19 protein-coding genes are annotated in these 23,745 nt (G+C 66.0%); 13 read left to right on the top strand and 6 right to left on the bottom strand.

Translation table 11 applies throughout. From position 1 onward, the window contains the following. The first annotated feature begins 75 nt into the window (after positions 1–75). The 3 genes from polA to XM53_RS06365 all read left to right on the top strand — a co-directional run bounded on the left by polA (position 76) and on the right by XM53_RS06365 (position 4,048). Positions 76–2,874 (top strand): DNA polymerase I, encoded by a 2,799-nt coding sequence (gene polA, locus XM53_RS06370; protein WP_057791468.1) that lies wholly within the window; start codon positions 76–78, stop codon positions 2,872–2,874. A gap of 301 nt (positions 2,875–3,175) precedes the next feature. Beyond that, the gene (locus XM53_RS23890) at positions 3,176–3,301 is read left to right on the top strand and encodes a hypothetical protein (RefSeq protein WP_268873914.1); all 126 of its coding nucleotides are present in this window, start codon (positions 3,176–3,178) and stop codon (positions 3,299–3,301) included. A gap of 165 nt (positions 3,302–3,466) precedes the next feature. Next, positions 3,467–4,048, top strand: a complete 582-nt coding sequence (locus XM53_RS06365; protein WP_057791466.1) for a YdeI/OmpD-associated family protein — start codon at positions 3,467–3,469, stop codon at positions 4,046–4,048. A 15-nt stretch (positions 4,049–4,063) separates the two neighbouring features. On the opposite strand, the gene XM53_RS06360 is transcribed toward XM53_RS06365, so the two are convergent. After that, positions 4,064–4,645: a DUF1285 domain-containing protein gene (locus XM53_RS06360; protein WP_057791464.1), complete on the bottom strand. Its 582-nt coding sequence runs from the start codon at positions 4,643–4,645 to the stop codon at positions 4,064–4,066. A 69-nt stretch (positions 4,646–4,714) separates the two neighbouring features. Between XM53_RS06360 and XM53_RS06355 the strand changes: the two genes are divergently transcribed. The 4 genes from XM53_RS06355 to XM53_RS06340 are packed head-to-tail and all read left to right on the top strand — an operon-like array spanning position 4,715 to position 11,413. Beyond that, positions 4,715–5,722, top strand: a complete 1,008-nt coding sequence (locus XM53_RS06355) for an AAA family ATPase (protein ID WP_057791462.1) — start codon at positions 4,715–4,717, stop codon at positions 5,720–5,722. Continuing rightward, on the top strand, positions 5,719–6,597 hold the full coding sequence (locus XM53_RS06350) for a DUF58 domain-containing protein (protein ID WP_057791459.1): 879 nt from the start codon (positions 5,719–5,721) through the stop codon (positions 6,595–6,597). The genes XM53_RS06355 and XM53_RS06350 overlap by 4 nt, the downstream gene beginning before the upstream one ends. Next, the gene (locus tag XM53_RS06345; RefSeq protein ID WP_057791457.1) at positions 6,594–9,368 is read left to right on the top strand and encodes a DUF4159 domain-containing protein; all 2,775 of its coding nucleotides are present in this window, start codon (positions 6,594–6,596) and stop codon (positions 9,366–9,368) included. The genes XM53_RS06350 and XM53_RS06345 overlap by 4 nt, the downstream gene beginning before the upstream one ends. After that, a complete protein-coding gene (locus XM53_RS06340) occupies positions 9,365–11,413 on the top strand; it encodes a hypothetical protein (protein ID WP_057791456.1) in 2,049 nt (682 codons plus the stop codon). Before XM53_RS06345 ends, XM53_RS06340 begins: the two co-directional genes overlap by 4 nt. A 168-nt stretch (positions 11,414–11,581) precedes the next feature. On the opposite strand, the gene XM53_RS06335 is transcribed toward XM53_RS06340, so the two are convergent. Next, the gene (locus XM53_RS06335; RefSeq protein ID WP_057791454.1) at positions 11,582–11,941 is read right to left on the bottom strand and encodes a hypothetical protein; all 360 of its coding nucleotides are present in this window, start codon (positions 11,939–11,941) and stop codon (positions 11,582–11,584) included. Positions 11,942–12,084: 143 nt separating this feature from the next. Between XM53_RS06335 and XM53_RS06330 the strand changes: the two genes are divergently transcribed. From XM53_RS06330 to XM53_RS06305, 6 genes are all read left to right on the top strand, one after another. Beyond that, the gene (locus XM53_RS06330) at positions 12,085–13,524 is read left to right on the top strand and encodes an FAD-linked oxidase C-terminal domain-containing protein (RefSeq protein WP_057791452.1); all 1,440 of its coding nucleotides are present in this window, start codon (positions 12,085–12,087) and stop codon (positions 13,522–13,524) included. Between the two features lie 44 nt (positions 13,525–13,568). Beyond that, the gene (glcE, locus tag XM53_RS06325) at positions 13,569–14,705 is read left to right on the top strand and encodes a glycolate oxidase subunit GlcE (RefSeq protein ID WP_057791450.1); all 1,137 of its coding nucleotides are present in this window, start codon (positions 13,569–13,571) and stop codon (positions 14,703–14,705) included. Between the two features lie 55 nt (positions 14,706–14,760). Further along, positions 14,761–16,047, top strand: a complete 1,287-nt coding sequence (glcF, locus tag XM53_RS06320) for a glycolate oxidase subunit GlcF (protein WP_057791448.1) — start codon at positions 14,761–14,763, stop codon at positions 16,045–16,047. A 101-nt stretch (positions 16,048–16,148) separates the two neighbouring features. Then, positions 16,149–16,943, top strand: coding sequence for a trypsin-like serine peptidase (locus tag XM53_RS06315; RefSeq protein WP_057791446.1), 795 nt, complete (start codon positions 16,149–16,151; stop codon positions 16,941–16,943). 3 nt (positions 16,944–16,946) lie between these two features. Further along, on the top strand, positions 16,947–17,768 hold the full coding sequence (locus XM53_RS06310) for a trypsin-like serine peptidase (RefSeq protein ID WP_057791444.1): 822 nt from the start codon (positions 16,947–16,949) through the stop codon (positions 17,766–17,768). 141 nt (positions 17,769–17,909) lie between these two features. After that, the gene (locus XM53_RS06305; RefSeq protein WP_057791442.1) at positions 17,910–18,377 is read left to right on the top strand and encodes an Hsp20 family protein; all 468 of its coding nucleotides are present in this window, start codon (positions 17,910–17,912) and stop codon (positions 18,375–18,377) included. A gap of 236 nt (positions 18,378–18,613) precedes the next feature. On the opposite strand, the gene XM53_RS06300 is transcribed toward XM53_RS06305, so the two are convergent. The 4 genes from XM53_RS06300 to XM53_RS06285 all read right to left on the bottom strand — a co-directional run bounded on the left by XM53_RS06300 (position 18,614) and on the right by XM53_RS06285 (position 23,730). Then, positions 18,614–20,638 (bottom strand): vWA domain-containing protein, encoded by a 2,025-nt coding sequence (locus XM53_RS06300; RefSeq protein ID WP_057791440.1) that lies wholly within the window; start codon positions 20,636–20,638, stop codon positions 18,614–18,616. Beyond that, complete coding sequence (locus XM53_RS06295) at positions 20,635–21,171, bottom strand: RNA polymerase sigma factor (protein WP_057791620.1); 537 nt, start codon at positions 21,169–21,171, stop codon at positions 20,635–20,637. Before XM53_RS06295 ends, XM53_RS06300 begins: the two co-directional genes overlap by 4 nt. 187 nt (positions 21,172–21,358) lie before the next feature. After that, the gene (locus XM53_RS06290) at positions 21,359–22,243 is read right to left on the bottom strand and encodes a dihydrodipicolinate synthase family protein (protein WP_057791439.1); all 885 of its coding nucleotides are present in this window, start codon (positions 22,241–22,243) and stop codon (positions 21,359–21,361) included. 8 nt (positions 22,244–22,251) lie between these two features. Further along, entirely contained in the window at positions 22,252–23,730 is a 1,479-nt protein-coding gene (locus tag XM53_RS06285) for an NAD-dependent succinate-semialdehyde dehydrogenase (protein ID WP_057791437.1), read from the bottom strand. Positions 23,731–23,745: the final 15 nt, after the last annotated feature.

Genomic DNA, 23,745 nt, shown 5'->3' with positions numbered 1-23,745 from the left:
GCCACGAAAAGTCAGGCTGGAACTGCCTTCACGGGCATGAGATACGTAACCCGACATCAACGAAAGGCGCGGCAAATGGCATTCGGCAAGGGACATCACCTGCACCTGATCGACGGCTCGGCCTTCATCTTCCGCGCCTACCACGCGCTGCCCCCACTTACCCGCAAATCCGACGGCCTGCCCATCGGCGCCGTGTCGGGCTTTTGCAACATGCTGCAAAAATATGTCGAGGACAGCACCGGCGCCGACGCTCCCACCCATGTCGCCGTCATCTTCGACAAGGGCAGCCACACGTTTCGCAACGACATGTACCCCGAGTACAAGGCCAACCGCGAGGAAATGCCCGAGGACCTGCGCCCGCAGATCCCCCTCACCCGCCGCGCGACCGAGGCCTTCAACATCGCCTGCAAGGAGATGGAAGGCTACGAGGCCGACGACATCATCGCCACCCTCGCCGTCCAGGCCCGCAACGCCGGGGGGCGCGTGACCATCATCAGCTCTGACAAGGACCTGATGCAGCTGGTAGGCAACGGCGTCGAAATGCTGGATGCGATGAAGAACCGCCGCATCGACCGCGAAGGCGTCGAAGAGAAATTCGGCGTTGGCCCCGAGCGTGTGGTCGACGTGCAGGCCCTGGCCGGCGACAGCGTCGACAATGTCCCCGGCGCGCCCGGCATCGGCATCAAGACCGCCGCGCTCCTGATCAACGAATACGGCAGCCTCGAAGAACTCCTCGACCGCGCCGAGGAAATCAAGCAGCCCAAGCGCCGCGAGACCCTGATCGAGAAACGCGAGCAGATCGAACTCAGCAAGAAACTCGTCCAACTCGACTGCGAAACCCCCCTCGATTTCACCCTCGACGACCTAGAGGTGCGCGACCCCGATCCCGACACCTTGCTGGCCTTCCTGACCGAGATGGAATTCCGCACCCTGACCAAGCGCATCGCCGACGCGCTGGATGTCGAGGCGCCCGCCATCCCCGAACCCACCGCACCGGACCCTGGCGAAGACAGCGCGCCCGACTGGCCCGCCATCGACCCCTCGAAATACGAACGCGTCTCGGACATGAAAGCGTTGCAAGGCTGGATCGACCGCATCACCGCCCGCGGCTACGTCGCCGTCGATACCGAGACCACCTCGCTCAACGAAATGCAGGCCGATCTGGTCGGCATCTGCCTGTCGATCGACCCGGGCGAGGCGTGCTATATCCCTCTGGGCCACAAGGACGGCAATGCCGACGACCTCTTCGGCTCCGACGCGCTGCTCGACGGCCAGATCCCGATGCAGGATGCGCTCGACGTCCTGAAACCCGTGCTCGAGGACCCCGCGATTCTCAAGATCGGGCAGAACATGAAATACGACACCAAGATCTTGGCCAATTACGACATCGCCATGGCGCCCATCGACGACACCATGCTGATGTCCTACGCGCTCTATTCCGGGATGCACGGCCACGGCATGGACACGCTCGCCGAACGCTACCTGTCGCACACGCCGATCCCGATCAAGGATCTCTTGGGCACCGGCAAATCCGCCATCACCTTCGACCGCGTGCCCATCGACGAGGCCGTGAAATACGCCGCCGAGGATGCCGACATCACCCTGCGCCTCTGGCACACGTTCAAGCCGCAACTGCACCGCGCGAAGGTCACCACCGTGTATGAGACCCTCGAACGCCCGCTGGTGCCCGTGCTGGCGCAGATGGAGCGGCACGGGATCAAGGTCGACAAGGATACACTCAGCCGCATGTCCGCCGCTTTCGCTCAGAAAATGGCCGGGCTCGAGGCCGAGATTCACGAGCTTGCGGGCGAGAAGTTCAACGTCGGCTCCCCGGCGCAGCTGGGCGATATTCTCTTCGACAAGATGAGCCTGCCGGGCGGCAAACGCGGCAAGAATGGCAAGTATTCCACCCCTGCCGACGTGCTCGAGGATCTCGCCACCGAACACGACCTGCCCGCCCGGGTGATGGACTGGCGGCAGGTCTCCAAGCTCAAGTCCACCTATACCGACGCCCTGCAGGACCACATCGACCCCGACACGGGCCGCGTCCACACCTCGTATGTCCAGACCGGCGCCAGCACGGGCCGCCTCGCCTCGACCGATCCCAACCTGCAGAACATCCCCATCCGCACCGAGGAAGGCCGCCGCATCCGCGAGGCCTTCGTGGCCGAGGACGGCAACACCCTCGTCGCGCTGGACTACAGCCAGATCGAGCTGCGAATCCTCGCCCATATCGCCGATATCCCGGCCCTCAAGGACGCCTTCCGCGACGGACAGGACATTCACGCCATGACCGCAAGTGAGATGTTCGACGTCTCGATGGACGACATGACACCCGAGATCCGCCGCCGCGCCAAGGCGATCAACTTCGGCGTGATCTACGGCATCTCGGGCTTCGGCCTGGCGCGGAACCTGCGCATTCCCCGCGCCGACGCGCAAGCCTTCATCGACCGCTACTTCGAACGCTTCCCGGGCATCCGCACCTACATGGACGACACCGTCGCCTTCGCCAAGGACCACGGCTTCGTCCAGACCCTTTTCGGCCGCAAGATCCACACGCCCGAGATTAGCGCCAAGGGCCCGCGCGCCGGCTTTGCCCGCCGCGCCGCGATCAACGCGCCGATCCAGGGTACCGCCGCCGACATCATCCGCCGCGCCATGATTCGGATGCCCGACGCCATCGCCGACCTGCCCTGCAAGATGCTGCTGCAAGTGCACGACGAACTGCTGTTCGAGGTCTCGGACGGGGCCGAGGACAAGGTCATCGAAACCGCCCGCAAGGTGATGGAAGAGGCCGCCCGCCCGGCCCTGCATCTCGACGTGCCGCTCGTGGTCGACGCGGGGCGTGGCGCGAACTGGGCCCAAGCGCACTAGAACCGCCGAAATGCCTTGGAACCAGGCGAGCCGTCGCGGAATCGAGCGCCCGCGCGATAGGCCGTTCTGCGGGCCGGGAAAGCGGTTTTTCCAAGGCGAATTGCAAAAGTAGCACAGTTGCAACAGCGCCAAACCCCTTAAAAATCGCGGAATCCCGCTCAAAAAGGCATTTACGTGGCAAAAATGCTGTCCTAGAAGCCATAGCAGCCGGAGATTCGCGTTTTTACGCAAGCTCTTGTGTTGACAACAAATCGCGTTCAAACACAGTATCGGGCGCGTGACATGGAAGGAATTTGTTCACATGAAAAACAAAACTGCAATGATTGCTGCTCTCATCGCAACCGTCGGCCTGGCCGCCTGTGCACAGCAACAACAAGAAGAAGTCGTGGTTCCGGTTGAGCCTGAGCCCGTCACGACGAAGTACTAATCTTCGACGTCTTCCCGGGTCGGGGCACGGCACCTTCGGGTGCCCGCTTCGACCCGGGTTACTTTCCGACTCGCCGCGACAGCCGATCCGCCTGATGCCCCCGCATCGGGTTTTTTTGTGTCCTCAATCATCCGTTTCGGTCGATGCCGCGTATCTGACTGCATCATGGCCAAACGCGCAGCAGACACCGCAAACAGGGTCGAGGTCAGGTCACAGGACGACCTGCACACATGGCTTGCCGCCAATCATGATCGCTCGCCCTCGGTCTGGCTTGTAACGTATCGCAAACACACCCCGCACTACATCGCCTATGACGAGATCGTCTCGGAATTGCTCTGCTGGGGCTGGATCGACAGCCAGCCGCGCAAGGTCGACGACGACCGCACCAGCCTCCTGATCGCACCGCGCAATCCCCGCTCTGCCTGGTCCGCCGTGAACAAGGCCAAGGTCCGCGCCCTGCGCGCCGCCGGTCGCCTTCAACCCGCCGGAGAGGCGCTCGTCACCGCCGCAAAAGCGAGCGGGATGTGGACCTTCCTCGATGATGTCGACCGTCTCGATTGCCCCGAAGACCTGATCCGCGCGCTGGGCGATCTCGTGGCGGTGTGGGATGACTGGCCGCGCAGCATCCGGCGCGGCACGCTCGAATGGATCAAGACCGCCAAGTCAGCATCGACACGTGAAAACAGGATCAACGACGTGGTCGACAGCGCCGCCTCCAACCGGCGTCCGACCCCGTTTCGGCGCTGACACAGCCGTCGGCCTTTATCCGGCCGGCAGTTCCTCGGACGGGATCATCGGGAAAAACGCCCCGTCCGACCGGACGCCGAACCATCCATCCTCGTGCTCGCCCAGGTCCACCAGCCGATAGAACGACTTGCGGTCAATCAGGGCCTCCAGTCCCGCCCGCACGTGCAGATAGGGCGACGGCTCGCCCGTCTCGGGGTCACTTTCCACCCGGATCGCATGATCTGCACCCGCAAGCACGTGATCGCCCACGTTGGTCACGAACACCAGCATCTGCGCGGCGCCCTCGCCTTCCGCCTCAAAATCCACCGCCACGAACGGCGCGTCCTCCACGACGATTCCCACCTTTTCCACCGGCGTGACAAGGTAATGGCGGTCGCCTTCCTTCTTCAGGATGGTCGAAAACAGCCGCACCAGCCCCTGCCGCTCGATCACCGTGCCTTCGTGGTACCACGTCCCGTCCCGCGCGATCCGCATGTCGATCTCGCCGGTAAACTCCGGGTTCCACAAATGCACAGGCGGCAGGCCCTTGCCGCTTTCCTTGCGTGCCGTTTCGGCAAGGCTTTCCGCTGACGGGGTTGTGACCGATTTATTGCTCATTGCTTTTGCCATTTTGCTTGCGCGCGATACACTCTACCCAAGCGATATAGCCCATACCGGAGTTTTGCCATGACCGACGACGCCGACCTGCTGGCCGGGATCGAAGCCCTCGAAGACAAGCTGGCCCAGGCCCGCGCCTCGATCACCCGCCGCTTCATCGGGCAGGAACGGGTCGTCGACCTGTCGCTCTCGGCGCTGCTGTGCGGCGGGCACGGGTTGCTGGTGGGCCTGCCCGGCCTCGGCAAGACCCGGCTGGTCGAAACCCTCAGTGTCGTCATGGGCCTCGATTCGAACCGCGTGCAGTTCACGCCAGACCTGATGCCGGCCGACATCCTGGGCTCCGAGGTGCTGGAAACCGGCGCCGACGGAACCCGCGCGTTCAAATTCATTCCCGGCCCGATCTTCTGCCAGCTTCTGATGGCCGACGAAATCAACCGCGCCAGCCCCCGCACCCAGTCGGCGCTGCTTCAGGCGATGCAGGAACGGCAGGTCTCGGTCGCCGGCGAGGACCGCCCGCTGACGCCGCCCTTCCACGTGCTGGCAACGCAGAACCCCATCGAGCAAGAGGGCACCTACCCTCTGCCCGAGGCCCAGCTTGACCGCTTCCTCGTGCAGATCGACGTGCCCCATCCCGACCGCGACACCGAGCGCGCGATCCTGCTGGCCACCACCGGCGCGACCGAGGATGTGGCGCACCAGGTCTTTACCGCCGAGGAGCTGATTGCCGCGCAGACCCTCCTGCGCCGGATGCCCGTGGGCGAGGCCGTGATGGAACAGATCATCGATCTTGTCCGCGCCTTCCGCCCCGACGACGCCACCTCGTCGGAGACGGTGCGCGAAAACGTCGCCTGGGGCCCCGGCCCGCGTGCCGCGCAGGCGCTGATGCTGACCGTCCGGGCCCGCGCGATGATTCAGGGCCGGCTTGCCCCTGACTCCGACGATATCGCGGCCATGGCCCAGCCTGTCCTGACCCACCGCATGGCGCTCAACTTTGCCGCGCGCGCCCGGGGTGAAAACCTCGACGACCTCATCGCCGCCACCGTCGCCCAAGTGACGAGGACCGAGGCCGCCGCTTGACCCAGATCGCGCCTCTCCGCGCCCGGTCCGAGGCCGAGGCCGCCCGCTTTCCCGCGCTTCTCGCGCGGGCAGAGCATCTGGCGGGCACCGTCCTGCTGGGCGAGCATGGCCGCCGCCGCGCGGGCATGGGCGACGATTTCTGGCAATACCGCCCGGTGCAGGCCGGGGACGAGCTGCGCCATATCGACTGGCGCCGCTCCGCCCGCTCGGACACGCAATTCCTGCGCCAGCGCGAATGGCAGATCGCCCAAAGCGTCACCCTCTGGGTCGACGGCGCGGCCTCCATGCGCTTTGCTTCCGATGACAGCCTGCCGCAAAAGGCCGACCGCGCCCGCCTTCTGTCGCTGGCCATCGCCATCCTGCTCAATCGCGCGGGCGAACGCATCGGCCTCTCGGGCGCCGACCTGCCGCCCCGCCGCGGCGACGCCCAGATCGAGCGCCTCGCCATGGCCCTTGGCCAGGACGGCCCCGACGATTACGGCGCGCCCCAAACCACCGGGATGCTCTCGCACGGGCGCGCCCTGTTCCTGTCGGACTTCCTTGGCGATCTCGACCCGGTGCGCCACGCGCTGACCGCCGCCGCCGACCGCGGCGTGCGCGGCGTGCTTTACCAGATCCTCGACCCGGCCGAGGAAAGCTTTCCCTACCGCGGCCGCACGATCTTTGAATCGGTGGGCGGCACGATGGTGCATGAAACGCTCAAGGCGTCCGAACTGCGCGACCGCTATCTGGAGCGCCTCGCCGCTCGCAAGGATGACCTGCGCCGCCTCTGCGCCACCACCGGCTGGCTCTACGGCACGCACCACACATCGGATTCCGCGCAATCCGCGCTTCTTTGGCTCTATAACGCGTTCGACGGGGGGCACGGGCGATGACCATCGGCCCCATCGGTTTCGCCGCGCCCTGGCTTCTGGTGGCGCTGGCAGCACTCCCCATCCTGTGGCTGATCCTGCGCGCCGTGCCGCCTGCGCCCATCCGCCGTCGCTTTCCCGGCGTGGCGCTTCTTCTGGGGTTGCGCGACGACGACAGCGTGTCGGACCGCACGCCCTGGTGGCTGCTGCTGTTGCGGATGCTGGCCGTCGCCGCCGTCATCATCGGCCTCGCCGGCCCCATCCTCAACCCGCAGGACCAGGCCCAGGCCAACCGCACCGGCCCCATGCTGATCGTGCTCGATTCCAGCTGGGCCAGCGCCCGCGACTGGCCCGCGCAGGAGGACCTGCTCGAGTCCCTGCTGGCCGAGGCCGGGCGTAACGCCCGCCCCGTCGGCATCCTGCAACTCTCCGACCCCGAGGCGCCGGTCTTCCAGTCCGCCGAAACGTGGCGCACGCGCCTCACCGGCCTCGCCCCCGCCGCGTGGTCGCCGCAGCCCGAGGACTATGAACAAGCCGCCACCCTGCTCGGCGAAGAAGACTTCGAAACCCGCTGGTTTTCCGACGGCCTTGCCCGCGAGGGCCGTCAGACCCTGCTTGACGCCTTGCAGGATCGCGGCCCCGTCACCGTGCACGAAAGCGCCGTGCCGATCTACGCCCTGACCCCCGCGGTGGTCGAGGACGACGCCCTCCGCCTCACCGCCACCCGCGCCAATCCCGGCCCCGCCCGCGACATCACGGTCGAGGCTCATGGCCGCGACCCCTCCGGCGCCCAGCGCCTTCTCGCCACGCAGGAGATGACGTTCGAGGCCGGCGCCAAGGAAGCCACCACGCTCCTGTCCCTGCCCGCCGAACTCCGCGCCCGACTCACCCGGTTCGAAATCGCCGGCCAGTCCCATGCCGGCGCCGTCACCCTGACCGATGACAGCCTCAAGCGCCGCGAGGTGGCGCTCATCGCCGGCCGCGAGGATCGCGAAGGCCTCGAACTTCTGTCGCCGCTCCACTACCTCGAACAGGCGCTCGAACCCACCGCCGACCTGCTCGACGGCAGCCTCAGCGACGTCCTGCCCGCCAATCCCGATGTCGTCGTGCTGGCCGATGTCGCCACGCTCTCGGGCGCCGAACAGGCCGACCTCATGGACTGGACCGACCGTGGCGGCATGCTACTGCGCTTCGCCGGGCCGCGCCTCGCCGCCTCGGACGTCTCGCGCAGCGACGAAGACCCGCTCATGCCGGTCCGCTTGCGCGCCGGGGGCCGCTCCGTCGGCGGCGCCATGAGCTGGGGCGAACCCAAGGAGCTGGCCCCCTTCCCCGAATCGAGCCCCTTCTTCGGCCTCGACGTGCCCTCCGACGTGACGGTGACGGCCCAGGTCATGGCCCAGCCCGACCCCACGCTCGCGGACCGCGTGATCGCCCAACTCAGCGACGGCACGCCGCTTGTGACCCGCAAACGCATCGGACAGGGCCAGGTCGTCCTCTTCCACGTGACCGCCAACGCCGAATGGTCCACCCTGCCGCTCTCGGGCCTCTTCGTGCAGATGCTCGAACGGCTGGCCATATCCTCCAGCCTCGCCCTGCCCGACCTGGCCGAGCTTGAAGGCACCACCTGGCAGCCCGTGCAGGTCCTGTCGGGCTCCGGCGTTCTGGAAGATGCCAGCACCCTGCCCGGCGTCGACGGCACCCGCTTTGTCGAGGATGTCCCCGGCCCCGATTTCCGCCCGGGGCTTTATGACGGCCCCGACCGGCGCCTCGCGCTCAACGTGCTTCCCTCGGGCACCACGCTCACCCCGGTCAGCTGGCCCGCCAACCTGCCCGTCCTCGGCCTCGACCGCCCGCCCGAGGCCGCGCTGGGCGGCTGGTTCCTCGCCGGGGCGCTTCTGATCCTGATGGCCGACATCCTCGCCTCGCTGGGCCTTTCAGGCCGCCTTTTGCCCGCCCGCGCCACGATGTCCGCCCTTGTTCTGGCGCTCCTGCTCACGCCCCACATGGCCGACGCGCAAGACAGCACCATGACCGAGGCCGACGAAAAGGCCCTGATGGCCGCGTCCGAGGTCGTGCTGGGCCATGTCATCACCGGCGACCGCAGCCTCGACAACGCCGCCCATGCTGGCCTGCGCGGCCTTGGCGAAACCCTCTTCTTCCGCACCTCCGTCGAACCGGCAGACCCCGTCGGCGTGAACCTCGAAACCGACGAGCTTTCGGTTTACCCGTTCCTCTACTGGCCGATATCCCCCGATCAGCCGATCCCGTCCGAGGAAGCCTACGTCAAGCTCAACGATTATCTGCGCACCGGCGGCATGATCCTCTTCGACACGCGCGACGCCAATGTCGCGGGCTTCGGCGCTTCGTCTCCCGCGGGCCGCAAGCTGCAACGCCTCGCCCGCCCGCTCGACATCCCCCCACTGGAGCCCATCCCCGAGGACCACGTGCTCACCCGCACCTTCTACCTTCTTCAGGATTTTCCAGGCCGCCACACCGGCCGCTCCGTCTGGGTCGAATCCGCACCCGCCGACGCCGAACAGGTCGAGGGTATGCCCTTCCGCAATCTCAACGACAACGTCACGCCCGTCGTCATCGGCGGCAATGACTGGGCGTCGGCCTGGGCCATGGACGAGCGCGGCAATCCGCTGTTCCCCGTGGGCCGCGGTTTTGCCGGGGAACGCCAGCGCGAACTCGCGTACCGCTTCGGCGTCAACCTCGTGATGCACGTCTTGACCGGCAACTATAAATCCGACCAGGTGCACGTGCCCGCCCTTCTCGACAGGCTTGGCCAATGACCGGCAGCATCGTCTTCGAACCGCTCCTGAACCCGTGGCTCATCGCGGCCCTCGCGGCCATGATGATGGCCGGCACCGCGCTTGCCATCTGGCGCGGCCTCTCCGGCTGGCCCTTCCGCGCGCTGGCCGGTCTCGTGGTGCTGGCGGCGCTCCTCGGCCCTGTCTACCAGGCCGAAGACCGCGAGCCGCTCTCCGACATCGTCCTGATGATCGAGGATGAAAGCGCCAGCCAGACCCTGGGCGACCGCGCCTCGCTAACCGACACGACGGCGGACGACCTCGCCGCCCGCATTGCCGCGCGCGACAACACCGAGCTGCGCCGCATCACCGTCCCCGACGGTGCCGACAACACCGGCACCCAGCTCATGACCGCCCTGTCCGAGGCGCTGGCCGAAGAACCCCGCGCCCGCATCGCCGGCGCGATCCTGATGTCCGACGGCCGCCTGCACGACCTCGACCGCGCCCCCGACATGCCCGCGCCCCTCCACCTGCTGCACACCGGCCGCGAGGACGACTGGGACCGCAAGCTGGTGGTCGAAAACGCCCCCGCCTTCGCCATCCTGGGCGAGGAAATCCAGATGACCCTGCGCATCACCGATGACGGCGCCGCCCCCGAAGGCACCTCCACCGTACCGGTCGACGTCTCGGTCGACGGCGAAGACCCACAGCGGTTCAACGTGCCGTTGGGCGAGGATATCGACCTGCCCCTGCGCCTGCCCCATGGCGGCCGCAACGTGCTGCAATTCTCAACCCCCGCCGTCGAGGGCGAACTGACCGACCGCAACAACACCGCGCTCGTCCAGATCAACGGCGTCCGCGACCGGCTCAGCGTGCTGCTCGTCTCGGGCGAGCCCCACGCCGGGGGGCGCACCTGGCGCAACCTCCTGAAATCCGACAGCTCGGTCGACCTCGTCCACTTCACCATCCTGCGTCCGCCCGAGAAACAAGACGGCGTCCCGGTGCGCGAGCTGTCCCTCATCGCCTTCCCCACCCGCGAGCTCTTCCTTGAAAAGATCGACGATTTCGACCTGATCATCTTCGACCGCTACAAGCGTCGCGGCATCCTGCCCTCGCTCTATCTCGACAACGTCCGCAACTACGTCGAAGGCGGCGGCGCGGTCCTGATCGCCGCCGGGCCCGACTATGCCGCCGCCGACAGCCTCTACCGCACGCCGCTCGAGGCCATCCTGCCCGGCCGCCCGACCGCCCGCGTGCTCGAGGAACGCTACAGCCCCTCGATCACCGACCTGGGCCAGCGCCACCCCGTGACCTCCGGGCTGGAACAGGAATTCGGCGGCGAATGGGGCCGCTGGATGCGCCAGATCGAGGTCGAGGAAACCTCCGGCGACACGGTCATGACCGGCGTCGGCGACCGTCCCTTGCTCACTCTCGACCGCGTCGGCGAAGGCCGCGTGGCGCTTCTGGCCTCTGACCACGCCTGGCTCTGGAACCGCGGCTTCGAGGGGGGCGGTCCGCAGCTGGAACTCCTGCGCCGTCTCGCCCATTGGATGATGAAGGAACCTGAACTGGAAGAAGAAGCGCTCTGGGCCGAGGCGACCGGCCAGCAGATGCGAATCATCCGCCGCTCGCTCGAAGAGTCCGTCGGCCCGGTCACCATCACCACACCCGAGGACGAACAGATCGAGATGGAGCTGGAAGAGGTTTCGCCCGGCCGGTTCGAGGCGCTGTTCGACGGCCCCACCATCGGCCTCTACAGGCTGGAAAACGGCGAGCATACAGCGGTCATCGGCCTCGGCCCCGCCTCCCCTGTGGAATTCGAGAACACCATCGCCGACACCGAAACGCTCGAACCCTACATCTCCGAAACCGGCGGTGGCATCCACCCGCTGGCCGACGGCACGCCGCGCGTGCGCACCGTGCGCGAAGGCCGCGCCATGTCGGGGCGCGGCTGGATCGGCCTTCTGGATCGCAACGCCTACCAGACCCGCTCGGTCACCCAGACACCACTTCTGCCGGCCTGGCTGGTGCTGCTCTTGGCCGCAACCCTCATCGTCGGTGGCTGGCTCCGCGAAGGCCGCCAATAATCACGCCCTGCTTCCTCTGGCCAAAAATATCCCCGCCGGAGGCTGCCACACCGACCACACGCGCCACGCTTGGATAACCGCGTCACGCCGCCAAGAGGCCACCGAGGTGTCGGCCTCATGGCCGACCCCGAGACCAACCTGCACGCGCCTTCGGGCGCGTTCATTCTGTCAGGGTTGCAACGCCACGCGTTTCTGCGCACCGGCCCAGCCGTCGACCGAGCAATGCGCCCGCACGAAGATCTCGCGCGTGCCATCCGGGATCACCACGCCGCTCAGCGACCGGGTAAACGGCTGCTCGTTCACGTGCGGATGCATCAGCTCGCGATACCCCAGCCGGTTGCCCGCCGCATCCAGCACTTCCCAGCCGTCGGCATAATGGTCCCACCCGGTGTCCGGATGGCGTATCGTCACGTGAATATTCCACACCATGCCCGCCTTTTCGACGGTCACGTCCAATACCTGCGGCTCTTCGCCGATGGCCGGAGTAGCCAGCAGCGCGGCCAGGAAAAATGCAGCGAGTCTTTTCATGTCTGCTAATATAGGCGAGGGTCACGATACATGCACTCACAACCGTGTGCTGACAGAATTGTTCTTGTCATTGCGTCGCGGATGCCGCACTTGCGACTGCTTCGAATTGGTTATATTATCTTACCAATCCTGGGAGATCCGCCATGGACATGCCAAAGCCGAACCCGACCATCCTTGCCCGCAAGTCGCAACTGCTCGACCGGCTGGCGTCGTTCCTGCCGCGCGAGGCGCTCATCCACGACCCGTCCGAGACCCGCGCCTATGAATGCGATGGGCTGACGGCTTACAAATGCCCGCCCCTGGCCGTGGTTCTGCCCGCCTCCACGGCAGAGGTCTCCGAGACCCTCAGGATCTGCAACGACATGGGCGTGCCCGTCGTGCCGCGCGGCGCCGGCACCTCGCTCGCCGGGGGCGCTTTGCCGACCGAGGACAGCGTGATCATCGGCGTCGCCCGCATGACCGAGGTGCTGGAAACCGACTACGACAACCGCTTCATCCGCGTGCAGACCGGGCGCACGAACCTTTCGGTCACCGGCGCGGTCGAGGAAGACGGCTTTTTCTACGCGCCCGACCCATCCAGCCAACTGGCCTGCGCCATCGCGGGCAACATCGCGATGAACTCGGGCGGCGCGCATTGCCTGAAATACGGCGTCACCACCAACAACCTGATGGGCGTGACGATGGTGCTGATGGACGGCACCGTGACCGAGATCGGCGGCGCGCATCTCGATGCCGAAGGTCTCGATCTTCTGGGCCTCATCTGCGGCTCCGAAGGCCAGCTTGGCATCGTCACCGAGGCGACCCTGCGCATTCTGCACAAGCCCGAAGGCGCGCGCCCCGTGCTGATCGGCTACGATTCGTCCGAGATCGCGGGCCAATGCGTGTCGGACATCATCAAGGCCGGCGTCCTGCCGGTGGCGATCGAATTCATGGACCGCCCCTGCATCCGCGCGACCGAGGCCTTCGCCGGTGCCGGCTACCCAGATTGCGAGGCGCTCCTGATCGTCGAGGTTGAAGGCTCCGACGCCGAGATCGACGAGCAGCTTGAGACGATCATGGACATCGCCCGCAAGCACGACCCTGTCGAGCTGCGCCAATCCTCGTCCGAGGATGAGAGCAAGCGCATCTGGCTGGGCCGAAAATCCGCATTCGGCGCCATGGGCAAGATCAACGACTACATGTGCCTCGACGGCACCATCCCGGTCAACGAACTGCCCTATGTGCTGAAACGCATCGGCGAGATGTCCAAGGAATACGGCCTCGACGTCGCCAACGTCTTTCACGCGGGCGACGGCAACATGCACCCGCTGATCCTGTTCGACGCCAACAAGGAGGGCGACCTGGAACTCTGCGAGGAGCTGGGCGCCGAGATACTGAAACTCTGCGTCGAGGTCGGCGGCTGCCTTACGGGCGAGCATGGCGTGGGCATCGAAAAGCGCGACCTGATGCTGCATCAATACGACCCGCCCGACCTGGAAATCCAGATGGCCGTCAAGGATGTGTTCGACCCCAAGTGGCTCTTGAACCCGGCCAAGGTCTTTCCGCTGGCGTCCTCCGATACTCGCCGGATCGCGGCTGAATGACCCTCCCGGGGCGCTGCCCCGGACCCCGGAGTATTTTTGGAACAATGAAAGCCCTTGCCCCCACCTCCGAGGCCGAACTGGCCGAGATGGTCGCCTCCGCCTCCGAGCCCTTGCGCATCATGGGCGGCGGCACGCGCCCCATCGGCGTGCCAGTCAACGGCCAGCCGCTGACAACCTCGAGGCTGACGGGCGTGACGCTCTATGAGCCCGGCGCGCTGACGTTGGTGGTGCAGGCGGGCACCCCGGTCGAGGAGGTGCGCAAGACCCTGGCTGCAGAGGGCCAGCGCCTAGCGTTCGAGCCGATGGACCATCGCGGCCTTCTGGGCACGACCGGCGAGCCCACCATCGGCGGCGTCTTCGCTGCCAATGTCTCTGGCCCCCGCCGCATCCAGGCCGGGGCCGCGCGCGACTTCCTCCTGGGCGTCCGCTTTGTGGACGGGCAGGGACAGGTCACCCGCAATGGCGGGCGCGTGATGAAGAACGTCACCGGCTACGACCTCGTGAAGCTCATGGCCGGCAGCTACGGCACCCTTGGGGTGCTGACCGAACTGGCGCTCAAGGTGCTGCCCGCATCGCACCACACCGCCACGATCACGCTCTCGGGTCTCGACGACACCACCGCCGTCGCCGCCCTCTCCCGCGCGCTCGGCTCGCCGTTCGAGATCACCGGCGCCGCCCACCGCCAGACGGCGGACGGCCCGCAGACCTGCCTGCGTATCGAGGGTTTCGAGAAATCCGTGGCCTACCGTGCCGGCCAGATCCAGACGCTTCTGGCCGACCTTGGCGCGGCAAAGGTCGAAACCGACCCCGACACCAACACCACGCTGTGGCAAGACATCCGCGATGTCGCATGTTTCCACGATGGGGAAGGCGATATCTGGCGCCTCTCGGTCAAACCCTCCGACGCGCCCGGGATCAAAGCGCAGGTCGACGGGGCCGAGGCGCTGTACGATTGGGGCGGTGGCCTTGTCTGGCTGCGCGTGCCGCAAAACACCCACGCCGACACCATCCGCGCCGCCGTGAATGCCGCCGGTGGCCACGCCACACTCATCCGCGGCAACCGCGCCGGCGGTGCCTTCCAACCGCTTTCGCCGCCCATCGCAGCACTTCAGGACGGGCTGCGTGCACGTTTTGACCCGCGCGGCATCCTGAACCCCGGCCTGATGGGCCGCGCCGCGTGACGTGCACGTCCATCATTTGCCCTGCCCTCGCACCGCTGAGTAGATTGCCTACCGTATGAAAACCGAATTTTCCGCCGAACAGCTCAAATCCCCTGCCATCCAGCGCTCGAACGAGATTCTGCGTTCCTGCGTGCATTGCGGGTTCTGCACCGCCACCTGTCCCACCTATCAGGTGCTGGGCGACGAACTCGACAGCCCCCGGGGCCGCATCTACCTGATCAAGGACATGCTGGAAAACGACCGCGACCCGGATCGCGAGACAGTCAAGCATATCGACCGCTGCCTGTCCTGCCTCGCCTGCATGACGACCTGCCCCTCGGGCGTGCACTACATGCACCTTGTCGACCACGCCCGCGAGTATATAGAGGATCGCTACCAACGCCCCATGTTCGAGCGTGTCCTGCGCTGGACGCTGGCGCGCATCCTGCCCTACCCGAACCGTTTCCGCATCGCGATGCTCGGCGCCAAGATCGCCAAACCGTTCAAATGGGCCCTGCCCGACGCCCGCCTGCGCGCGATGGTCGACATGGCCCCCAAGAATGTCCCGCCAGTCAGCCGCAATGACGACCCGCAAACCTTCCCGGCGAAAGACAAGCCCGTGAAACGCGTCGCCCTGATGACCGGCTGCGCGCAGAAGGCGCTAAACACCGACATCAACGACGCCACCATCCGCCTGCTCACCCGGCTGGGCTGCGAGGTTGTGGTGGCCAAGGGCGCAGGCTGCTGCGGGGCGCTCACCCACCACATGGGCAAGACCTCCGAGAGCCACGCGACGGCAGCCCACAACATCCGCGCCTGGACCGCCGAGATGGACGAGGGCGGCCTCGATGCCATCGTCATCAACACCTCCGGCTGCGGCACCACCGTCAAGGATTACGGCCACATGTTCCGCACCGAGGCGCTGGCCGAGGACGCCGCCCGCGTCTCGGCCATCGCCATGGATGTCTCGGAACTCCTGATGCAGCTCGACCTGCCCGAGGGTACGCCCCGCGGCACCCGCGTGGCCTACCACGCCGCCTGTTCGCTCCAGCACGGCCAGCAGATCAAGACCCACCCCAAGACCCTGCTGAAAAACGCCGGGTTCGAGGTGGTCGAACCGGCCGACGCGCATCTGTGCTGCGGCTCGGCCGGCACGTACAACCTGATGCAGCCCGCGATCTCCAAGCAGTTGAAAACGCGCAAGGTTCAGACGCTCGAGGCCAAGTCGCCCGACATCATCGCCACAGGCAATATCGGCTGCATGATGCAGATAGGCTCGGGCACCGGGGTACCCGTCGTGCACACCGTCGAACTGCTCGACTGGGCCACCGGCGGACCGAAACCGCCAGCCTTGCACGATTAACAGGCGACAGCCCTATTTTCGACAAATTGCGCCGGTATCCCGCTTGAAAATCAAGTGAGGCACCCGGTTTGTTCAAGAGCATAGGTTTCACAGGGCTGGTCATGGCCCTGCTCTGGTCCATGTCGCCCGCATCCGCACAGGATGCCATGCTCCAGCGACTGGACACCACCGATGACGGCCGCCAGTGGCAGGCCGTGGGGCGTATCGACATCGGCGGAAACGGCTTTTGCACCGGCGCCCTGATCGCGCCCGACCTCGTGCTGACGGCGGCGCACTGCCTGTTCGATGCCACGACGGGCAAGCCTGTCGATACGCAGAATATCGAGTTTCTCGCCGGCTGGCGCAACGGCCGCGCCACCGCCTATCGCTGGGTCCGCCGCGCGGTGGTGCATCCCGAATACGATTATTCCAACCGGATCGACGCCGCGCGCGTGCGTAACGACATCGCCCTCTTGGAATTGCACCACCCCATCGCCAAGTCCGGCGTTGTCCCGTTCCAGACCGACACCCAGCCGCGCAAGCATGAACGCATCGGGCTGGTCAGCTATGCGCGCGAACGCTCCGAGGCACCCTCGCTTCAGGACATGTGCCAGGTGCTGGAACAGCGCAGCGGCGTGCTGGTGATGTCCTGCGACGTCGATTACGGCGCGTCCGGCGCACCGGTCTTTTCCTTCGACGACACCGGCGCGCCACGCATCGTGTCGGTCGTCTCCGCCATGGCCGAGATCCACGGCAAGAAGGTCGCCCTTGGCGCCTCTCTCGACAGGCCGCTTGCCCTGATGCGCCACGCGCTCGAGAGCGGCGAACGCTTGCAAGACCAGGCCCGGGTCGAAATGTTCTCGACCGGCCAGAACCGCAACACCGGCGCGAAATTCGCCGTGCCCGACCTGGATTGATTTATGTTTCGTCTGTTTTCGCTCTTCACGCTCGTCTTCACTCTGACGCTGCCCACCCTGGCCACCGCCAGCGACCTGATCCGGCTGACCAACCGCGACGACCTTCTGGGGTGGGAGGCCGTGGGCCGGATCGATCTGGGCCAGGACAGCTATTGCACCGGCACGCTGATTGCCGACAACCTTGTGCTGACGGCGGCTCACTGCGTCTTCGACAACCGCGGCGCGCCGATTCTGCCAGAGCGTATCGTGTTTCGCGCCGGGCTGCGTGACGGCGCCGCCATCGCCGCACGCAACATCAGCCGCTACGTGGTGGCCGATGGCTATCGCGCCTCCGACGGCATGTCCGCCGATAATGTGCGCCGCGACGTGGCCTTGCTGGAACTCAGCACCCCCATTCCCACCGCCACCGCCAGCCCCTTTGCCCTGCACATGAACCCCACGCGGGGCGACAATGTCAGCGTGGTCTCCTACGGACGCAAGCGCGATGACGCCCTGTCCTGGGAACGCCAGTGCGACGTGTTGCGCCGCGGCGAGGGCCTGATTTCCTTCAACTGCAACGTGACCTTCGGCTCCTCGGGCGCGCCGGTCTTTTCCGATGGCGGCTACCGTGCCCGCATCGTCAGCCTTGTCGTCGGCGGCCACAAGACCGAGCATGGCACGACCGTCGCCTATGGCATGGAATTGCCCGACACGGTCGATGACCTCAAGCGCAAGCTGCGCGCCAGCGCTGCCTCGGCCCCTTCGACCGCCAATACCGGCTTTCGCAAGGTCGATGTGACCCGCGGCGGCAACGCCTCGGGGGCCCGTTTCGAGAAAATCCAGTGATTTCAACCCAACGCAGGGGCTTGAAACCGGCTTTTTCGCTTCCCAAATAGCGTTTGTCCGACGCCGCGTCGCGGGTCGACATCAACCGCCTGTCCCGTTCGGGAAGGCATCCACATAGGTATCGCTCAACGGAGGATTCCAATGCGTAACTTTGATCTTGCCCCGCTTTACCGGGCTTCCATCGGGTTTGACCAGATTGCCGACATGATGGACCGCGTCCTTGCCGGCGACGTCAATCAACCGACCTACCCCCCTTACAATATCGAAAAGACAGCCGACGATGCCTACCGCATCTCGATCGCCGTCGCAGGGTTCAGCGATGACGAACTCTCGGTCGAACTGCGCGAAGGCGCGCTGATCGTCTCGGCCCGCAAGGCCGAAGAGGACGGCGAGCGCACCTACCTGCACCGCGGCATCGCCACCCGCGCGTTCGAGCGGAAGTTCCAGCTGGCCGACCACGTCAAGGTCACCGGGGCGACCCATACCGACGGTATGCTGCATATCGAGCTGGTGCGCGAAGTGCCCGAGCGGCTGAAACCCCGCCGCATCGAGATCGCCAGCGGTACGTCCACCCACAAGGATGTCGTTGACGCCGAAACTGTCAACTAAACGGCAGATCCTACCGCGCGAAACGCCCCGTGGCAGCCACGGGGCGTTTTTTGTTGGGGGCCGCGCATCTTCGGGCCGCGGTACGGCGATCCAACCGTTATTCTATAGCGCTTTATCCCGGCCAAACCCGCAAAAGAAATAAGCGGCGCACCCAGCCTAGCCCAATCGCCGTGCCGTCCGGGCGGCCCGGCGATGCGCGGCGGTGCAGCAAGCTGCACCTTGATTCCGCGCCGCACCTACCGCGACAGGCTCTCCGCCAGCCGCATCAGCTGCACCGCCTCGGCCCGATAGCCGAACGGGTCTTCCCCCTTCGCCCCATTCGCCAGCGCAATCGCCTCCGCATACCCCCAGTCGCCAAGATACGTCTCCCCGCGCAACAGCTGCCCGAACCCGGCAATCGCCGCCGCGAACCGCGCCTCTGAACCAGCCTCGGCACCCTCAACGATAGCCTGCTCGATCAACCGGCTTTCATCCTCACCCGGCGCCTTGTACCGCAGCTTGAAATACCCAAGCTCGCCTGCATCCCCGCGCACCGCCTCCGCCTCGCCATAGCGCAGCGGGTCGCTCATCTGCGCGGGCGAGCCCACCGGCGTGATCTCGTAAAGCGCGGTCACTTGGTGCCCGGCCCCGATATCGCCCGCATCCACCCGATCGTTGTTGAAATCCTCACGCCGCAGCGCACGCGTCTCGTACCCGATCAACCGGTACTCGACCACGGCTGCCGGGTTGAACTCCACCTGGATCTTCACGTCATCGGCAATCGGGTAAAGCGCACCGGTCACCTGGTCGACCATCACCTTCTGCGCCTCGGACAGCGTGTCGATATAGGCCGCCTGCCCGTTCCCGTTCTGCGCCAGCGCCTGCATCGTGGCATCGTCCAGATTGCCGCGCCCGAACCCCATCACCGACAGGTAGGTGCCGCTCTCGCGCTGCTCGGCAATATAGTCCTTCAACGCCTCCGGATCGCTGATCCCCACATTGAAATCCCCGTCCGTCGCCAGGATCACCCTCGACACCTCGCCGTCGCCACTCATCTCCCCGGCCAGCGCATAAGCCTGCTGCAATCCCGCCTGCCCCGCCGTCGAGCCTCCGGCCTCCAGCCGGTCCAGCGCGCCCAGGATCGTCTCTCGCTCCGTCGCCGGTGTCGGCGCCAGCGCCTGCCCCGCGCTGCCAGCATAAGTGATGATCGCCACGCTGTCCCGCTCGGTCAGTTGCGGCAGCATCAGCGCCAAGGACTGCTTGAGCAGCGGTAGCTTGTTCGCCGCCTGCATCGACCCGCTCGTGTCGATCAGGAACACCAGGTTCAGCGGTGGGCGGTCCTCTACCGGGGGCGTCTCGCCCTGGATCGCGACATGCACCAGCTTCGTGTCCGGGTTCCACGGCGTGTCCGTCACGCTGACCGTCGGCTGGAACGGCGCATTACCTTCAGGCGCGGCATAGTCATAGGGGAAGTAGTTCACCATCTCCTCGATCCGGACAGCCTCCCGCGGCGGCAGGTATCCAGCCCGCAAGGACGACCGCACCACACCATACGATGCCGTATCCACGTCGATCGAAAAAGTCGACACCGGCTCCTCACTGGTGATCTTCAGCGCGTTCGGTACAGCGTCGGGAAACGCTTCGCTTTCCATTTCGGGCAATGCCATAGCGTCATCCGAGCCCGGCTGCTCGATCCGCCCGACCGGCGCCGTGTTGGCCACACCCCCGGCATATCCCTCCGCATCGGACAAGGCCTGCGACTGCATCGCCTGCGGTGCGATCTGCCTTTGCTTCGCCAGACCCGACTCCGGCCGCGCCACCTGCGGCGATGGCATCGGCACGGGCTGCGGCGCCTCGGCCTCCGGTGCAGGCTCCGCCGGGGCCACGTCCAGCACCATCTCCTCCGCCGCCTCCGGCACCGGCGCTTCCCTACGCACGCCTGCGTCCGCCAAACTGTCATCCGCCTCGGTCACCACCGGCTGCGCCCCGCGCAGCGCCGGCGCGTTCCGCCAGTCCGGCACCACCACGACCATTCCCAGCGCCACCAGCGCCGTCGTCGCCGTCAGCGCCCCGCGTGTGTTCATCCGCGTCAACATATCCGTCACTCCTCTGACAAGGCCCGCTTTCGGGCGATCAGAGGTTTGACGTGCGTCATCCCACACCTCTTGGAGATCGGCAAAGTTTTTCCGCGCCAACGCCAGATCCGCCGCCTTCCTGTCGGCATCCGGCTTCGGCGTCGCGGCCCGCATCATGGCCTTCAGATCGTCGAGGTCGTCGCTCATGCGTCCTCCTCTCGCGCACGCATCGCGCGCAAATGTTTCTTCGCCTCAGATATGCGCCAGCCCACCGTGCCGCCCGAGATGCCCAGCACCTCGCCCGCCTCGGCATGGTTCATGTCGTCCAGCACCAGGGCCAGCGTGTCCCTCAAGTCCTCCGGCAAGGCCCTCATGGCTTGCGTCAACCAATCGACGGCCTCGGCCACTTCCGCCTCCGCCGCCCGCCGGTCCACCTCCCAATCGCCCCAGCCTTCCGCGTATTTCGCCCGCGTCGCCGCCCGCCGCCGCCGGTCATGGGCAGCATTCACCACCACCCGCCATAGCCAGGTGGTGAACTTCGACGCCCCGCGAAACCCCGACAGCTTTGCTGGCAAGCCAGCACACACATCCTGTGTCAGGTCCTCCGCCTCGGCCCTTGCGCCGGTCAGCCGAAAGGCCAGCCGGAACACGGCATCGTAATGCCGCTCGACGAGGGTCGAGAACGCCGCCGCATCGCCATCGGCGGCGGCTTGGGCCAGGGTTTCGTCACTGACTGTCATACGCATCACGATTGTAGGACGCCGCCCAGGCGTCAATCCTTGGCGCAGGGTGGAATTTTTTTGAGAACGTCATCCCCGACTTGATCGAGGATCTCTTTCTCCCAGAGATTCTCTGGTTAAAGCCCGACGATGACAGCGCCCCCGAAGCTCCGCGTAGGGTGGGATTTCATCCCACCTATCGTGCCCCTTAAAGCGCCCCGACCCGCTCCAGCACCGCCCTCAACTCGGTCCGCCCCGCATCGCTCAGCCCGTCCTGCGGCGGCAGCGGCGCACCCACGTCATAGCCCTGCAGTTCCAAACCACCCTTGACGCAGGCCGCCAGGTTGTACTTGGCGAACGCCTGGTTCAGCGACCACAGCTCGCGCTGCAATTCCATCGCCGCCTGAAACTGCCCGACCTTGCACAGCTCATACAATTTCACACTCTGCTTCGGTACGATGCACGCGGGCCCCGCCATCCAGCCCTTGCCCCCGATCAGCATCACGCAGGCCGGGATATGCGCCGACGCAGCAAAGATATCCAGTTTGTCGCCCACCCGGTCCATGATCGACAACAGCCGCCCCGTGTTGCTCGACGCATCCTTCAGACAGCGGATGTTCTCCACCTCCGCCAGTTCCGCGATCAAAGCCACGCTCAGGTCGCTGCGCTGGAAATTAGGATTGGTGTAGATCACGATCGGCAGATCCCCCGCCGCCGCTACGGCGGTGAAATAGTCCTTGATGCCGGCATCGCTCACCGGGAAATAGGCCTCAAGCACGGCAAGAATACCGTCACAGCCCATCGCCGCGAATTCCCGCGCCTGCCGCACCGCCTCCGACGTGGTCGTCGCCGCGACGCCCGCCACCACAGGCACCCGGCCCTTGGCGGCGGCCACGACCGTCTCGACGATATCGCGCTTCTGCGCCCAGCTGAGATAGGCGAACTCCCCCGTCGAGCCCAATGGCGTCAGCCCATGCACGCCAGCGTCGATCAGGTCGTCGCAGAGCCGCGTCAGAACCTCGCGTTTGACGCGGCCCTCGCCATCCAGCGGCGAGACGAGATAGGGAAAGACCCCGTGAAACCCGCCGTCCATGCCGTGCCTCACACGCTCATGCAGACGTATTTCAGCTCCAGGAAATCCTCGATCCCGTGATGGCTGCCCTCGCGGCCCAGCCCCGACTGCTTGACCCCGCCGAACGGCGCGACCTCGGTCGAGATGATGCCGGTGTTCACGCCGACAATCCCGTATTCCAGCGCCTCGGCTACCTTGTAGACGCGGCTCAGATCCTTGGCGTAGAAATAGCTGGCAAGGCCAAAGATCGTATCGTTCGCCATGGTGATCACGTCATCCTCGTCCTCGAACTTGAACAAGGGCGCCAACGGCCCGAACGTCTCTTCCTGGCTCACCTTCATGTCCTGCGTCACACCCGTCAGGATCGTCGGCTGGAAGAAGTTGCCGTCCATCTCGCCATCCGCACCCCCAAGGATCACATTGCCGCCCTTGGCCTTGGCATCCTCGATATGCTCCACCACCTTCTCCGACGCTTCCGGGTTGATCAGCGGCCCCAGCTCGGTGCCCTCTTCCAGCCCGTCACCCACCTTCATCTTGCTCACCCGGTCCTTCAGCTTTTCGGCAAAAGCGTCATAGACCCCAGCCTGCACATAGATCCGGTTGGCACAGACACAGGTCTGCCCGTTGTTGCGGAACTTGCACATGATCGCGCCTTCCACGGCGGCGTCCACATCTGCATCGTCGAACACGATAAAGGGCGCGTTCCCGCCCAGCTCCATCGAGCATTTCATCACCTGGTCGGCCGCCTGCCGCAGCAGGATGCGCCCCACCTCGGTGGACCCGGTAAAGGTCAGCTTGCGCACGTTCGGATTCTCGCAGAACTCCTTGCCGATGTCCGACGACCGCGACGAGGTCACGATGTTGAACACTCCCGCCGGGATGCCCGCCCGCTCGGCCAGCACGCCCATCGCCGTGGCCGACAGCGGCGTCTCCGCCGCCGGACGCCCCACGAACGCACAGCCCGCCGCCAGCGCAGGCGCGGCCTTGCGCGTGATCATCGCGTTGGGGAAGTTCCACGGCGTGATGGATGCGGCCACCCCGATCGGCTGTTTCAGCACCATGATCCGCTTGTCGCGCTGATGGCCCGGGATCATCTCGCCGTAGACCCGCTTGGCCTCCTCGCCGAAGAACTCGATGAAGGACGCGCCATAGGCGATCTCGCCCTTGGCCTCGGCCAGCGGCTTGCCCTGCTCGGCGGTCAGGATCGTTCCCAGGTCATCCTGGTGCTCCATCATCAGATCGAACCACTTGCGCAGCACCGCGGCGCGCTCCTTGCCGGTCCACTTGGCCCACTCCTTCTGCGCCTTCGCCGCCCCCGCGATCACATCGGCCACCTGTTTGCGATCCAGGTCCGCCACATTGGCAATCACGTCACCCCGCGCCGGGTTCACCACCTCGAAGGTCGCGCCGTCCGCGCCGTCGATCCATTCACCCCCGGCATAGGCCTTCTCGGCCAGCAGGTCGGGATCTTTCAAAAGCGATTTCAGGTTGGTGGCAGTATCGAGCATGGCGCATCCTCCGGC

Origin of the sequence: Roseovarius atlanticus (assembly GCF_001441615.1) — a bacterium.
GTDB lineage: Bacteria > Pseudomonadota > Alphaproteobacteria > Rhodobacterales > Rhodobacteraceae > Roseovarius > Roseovarius atlanticus.
This window is presented reverse-complemented; position numbering and strand designations above follow the sequence as displayed.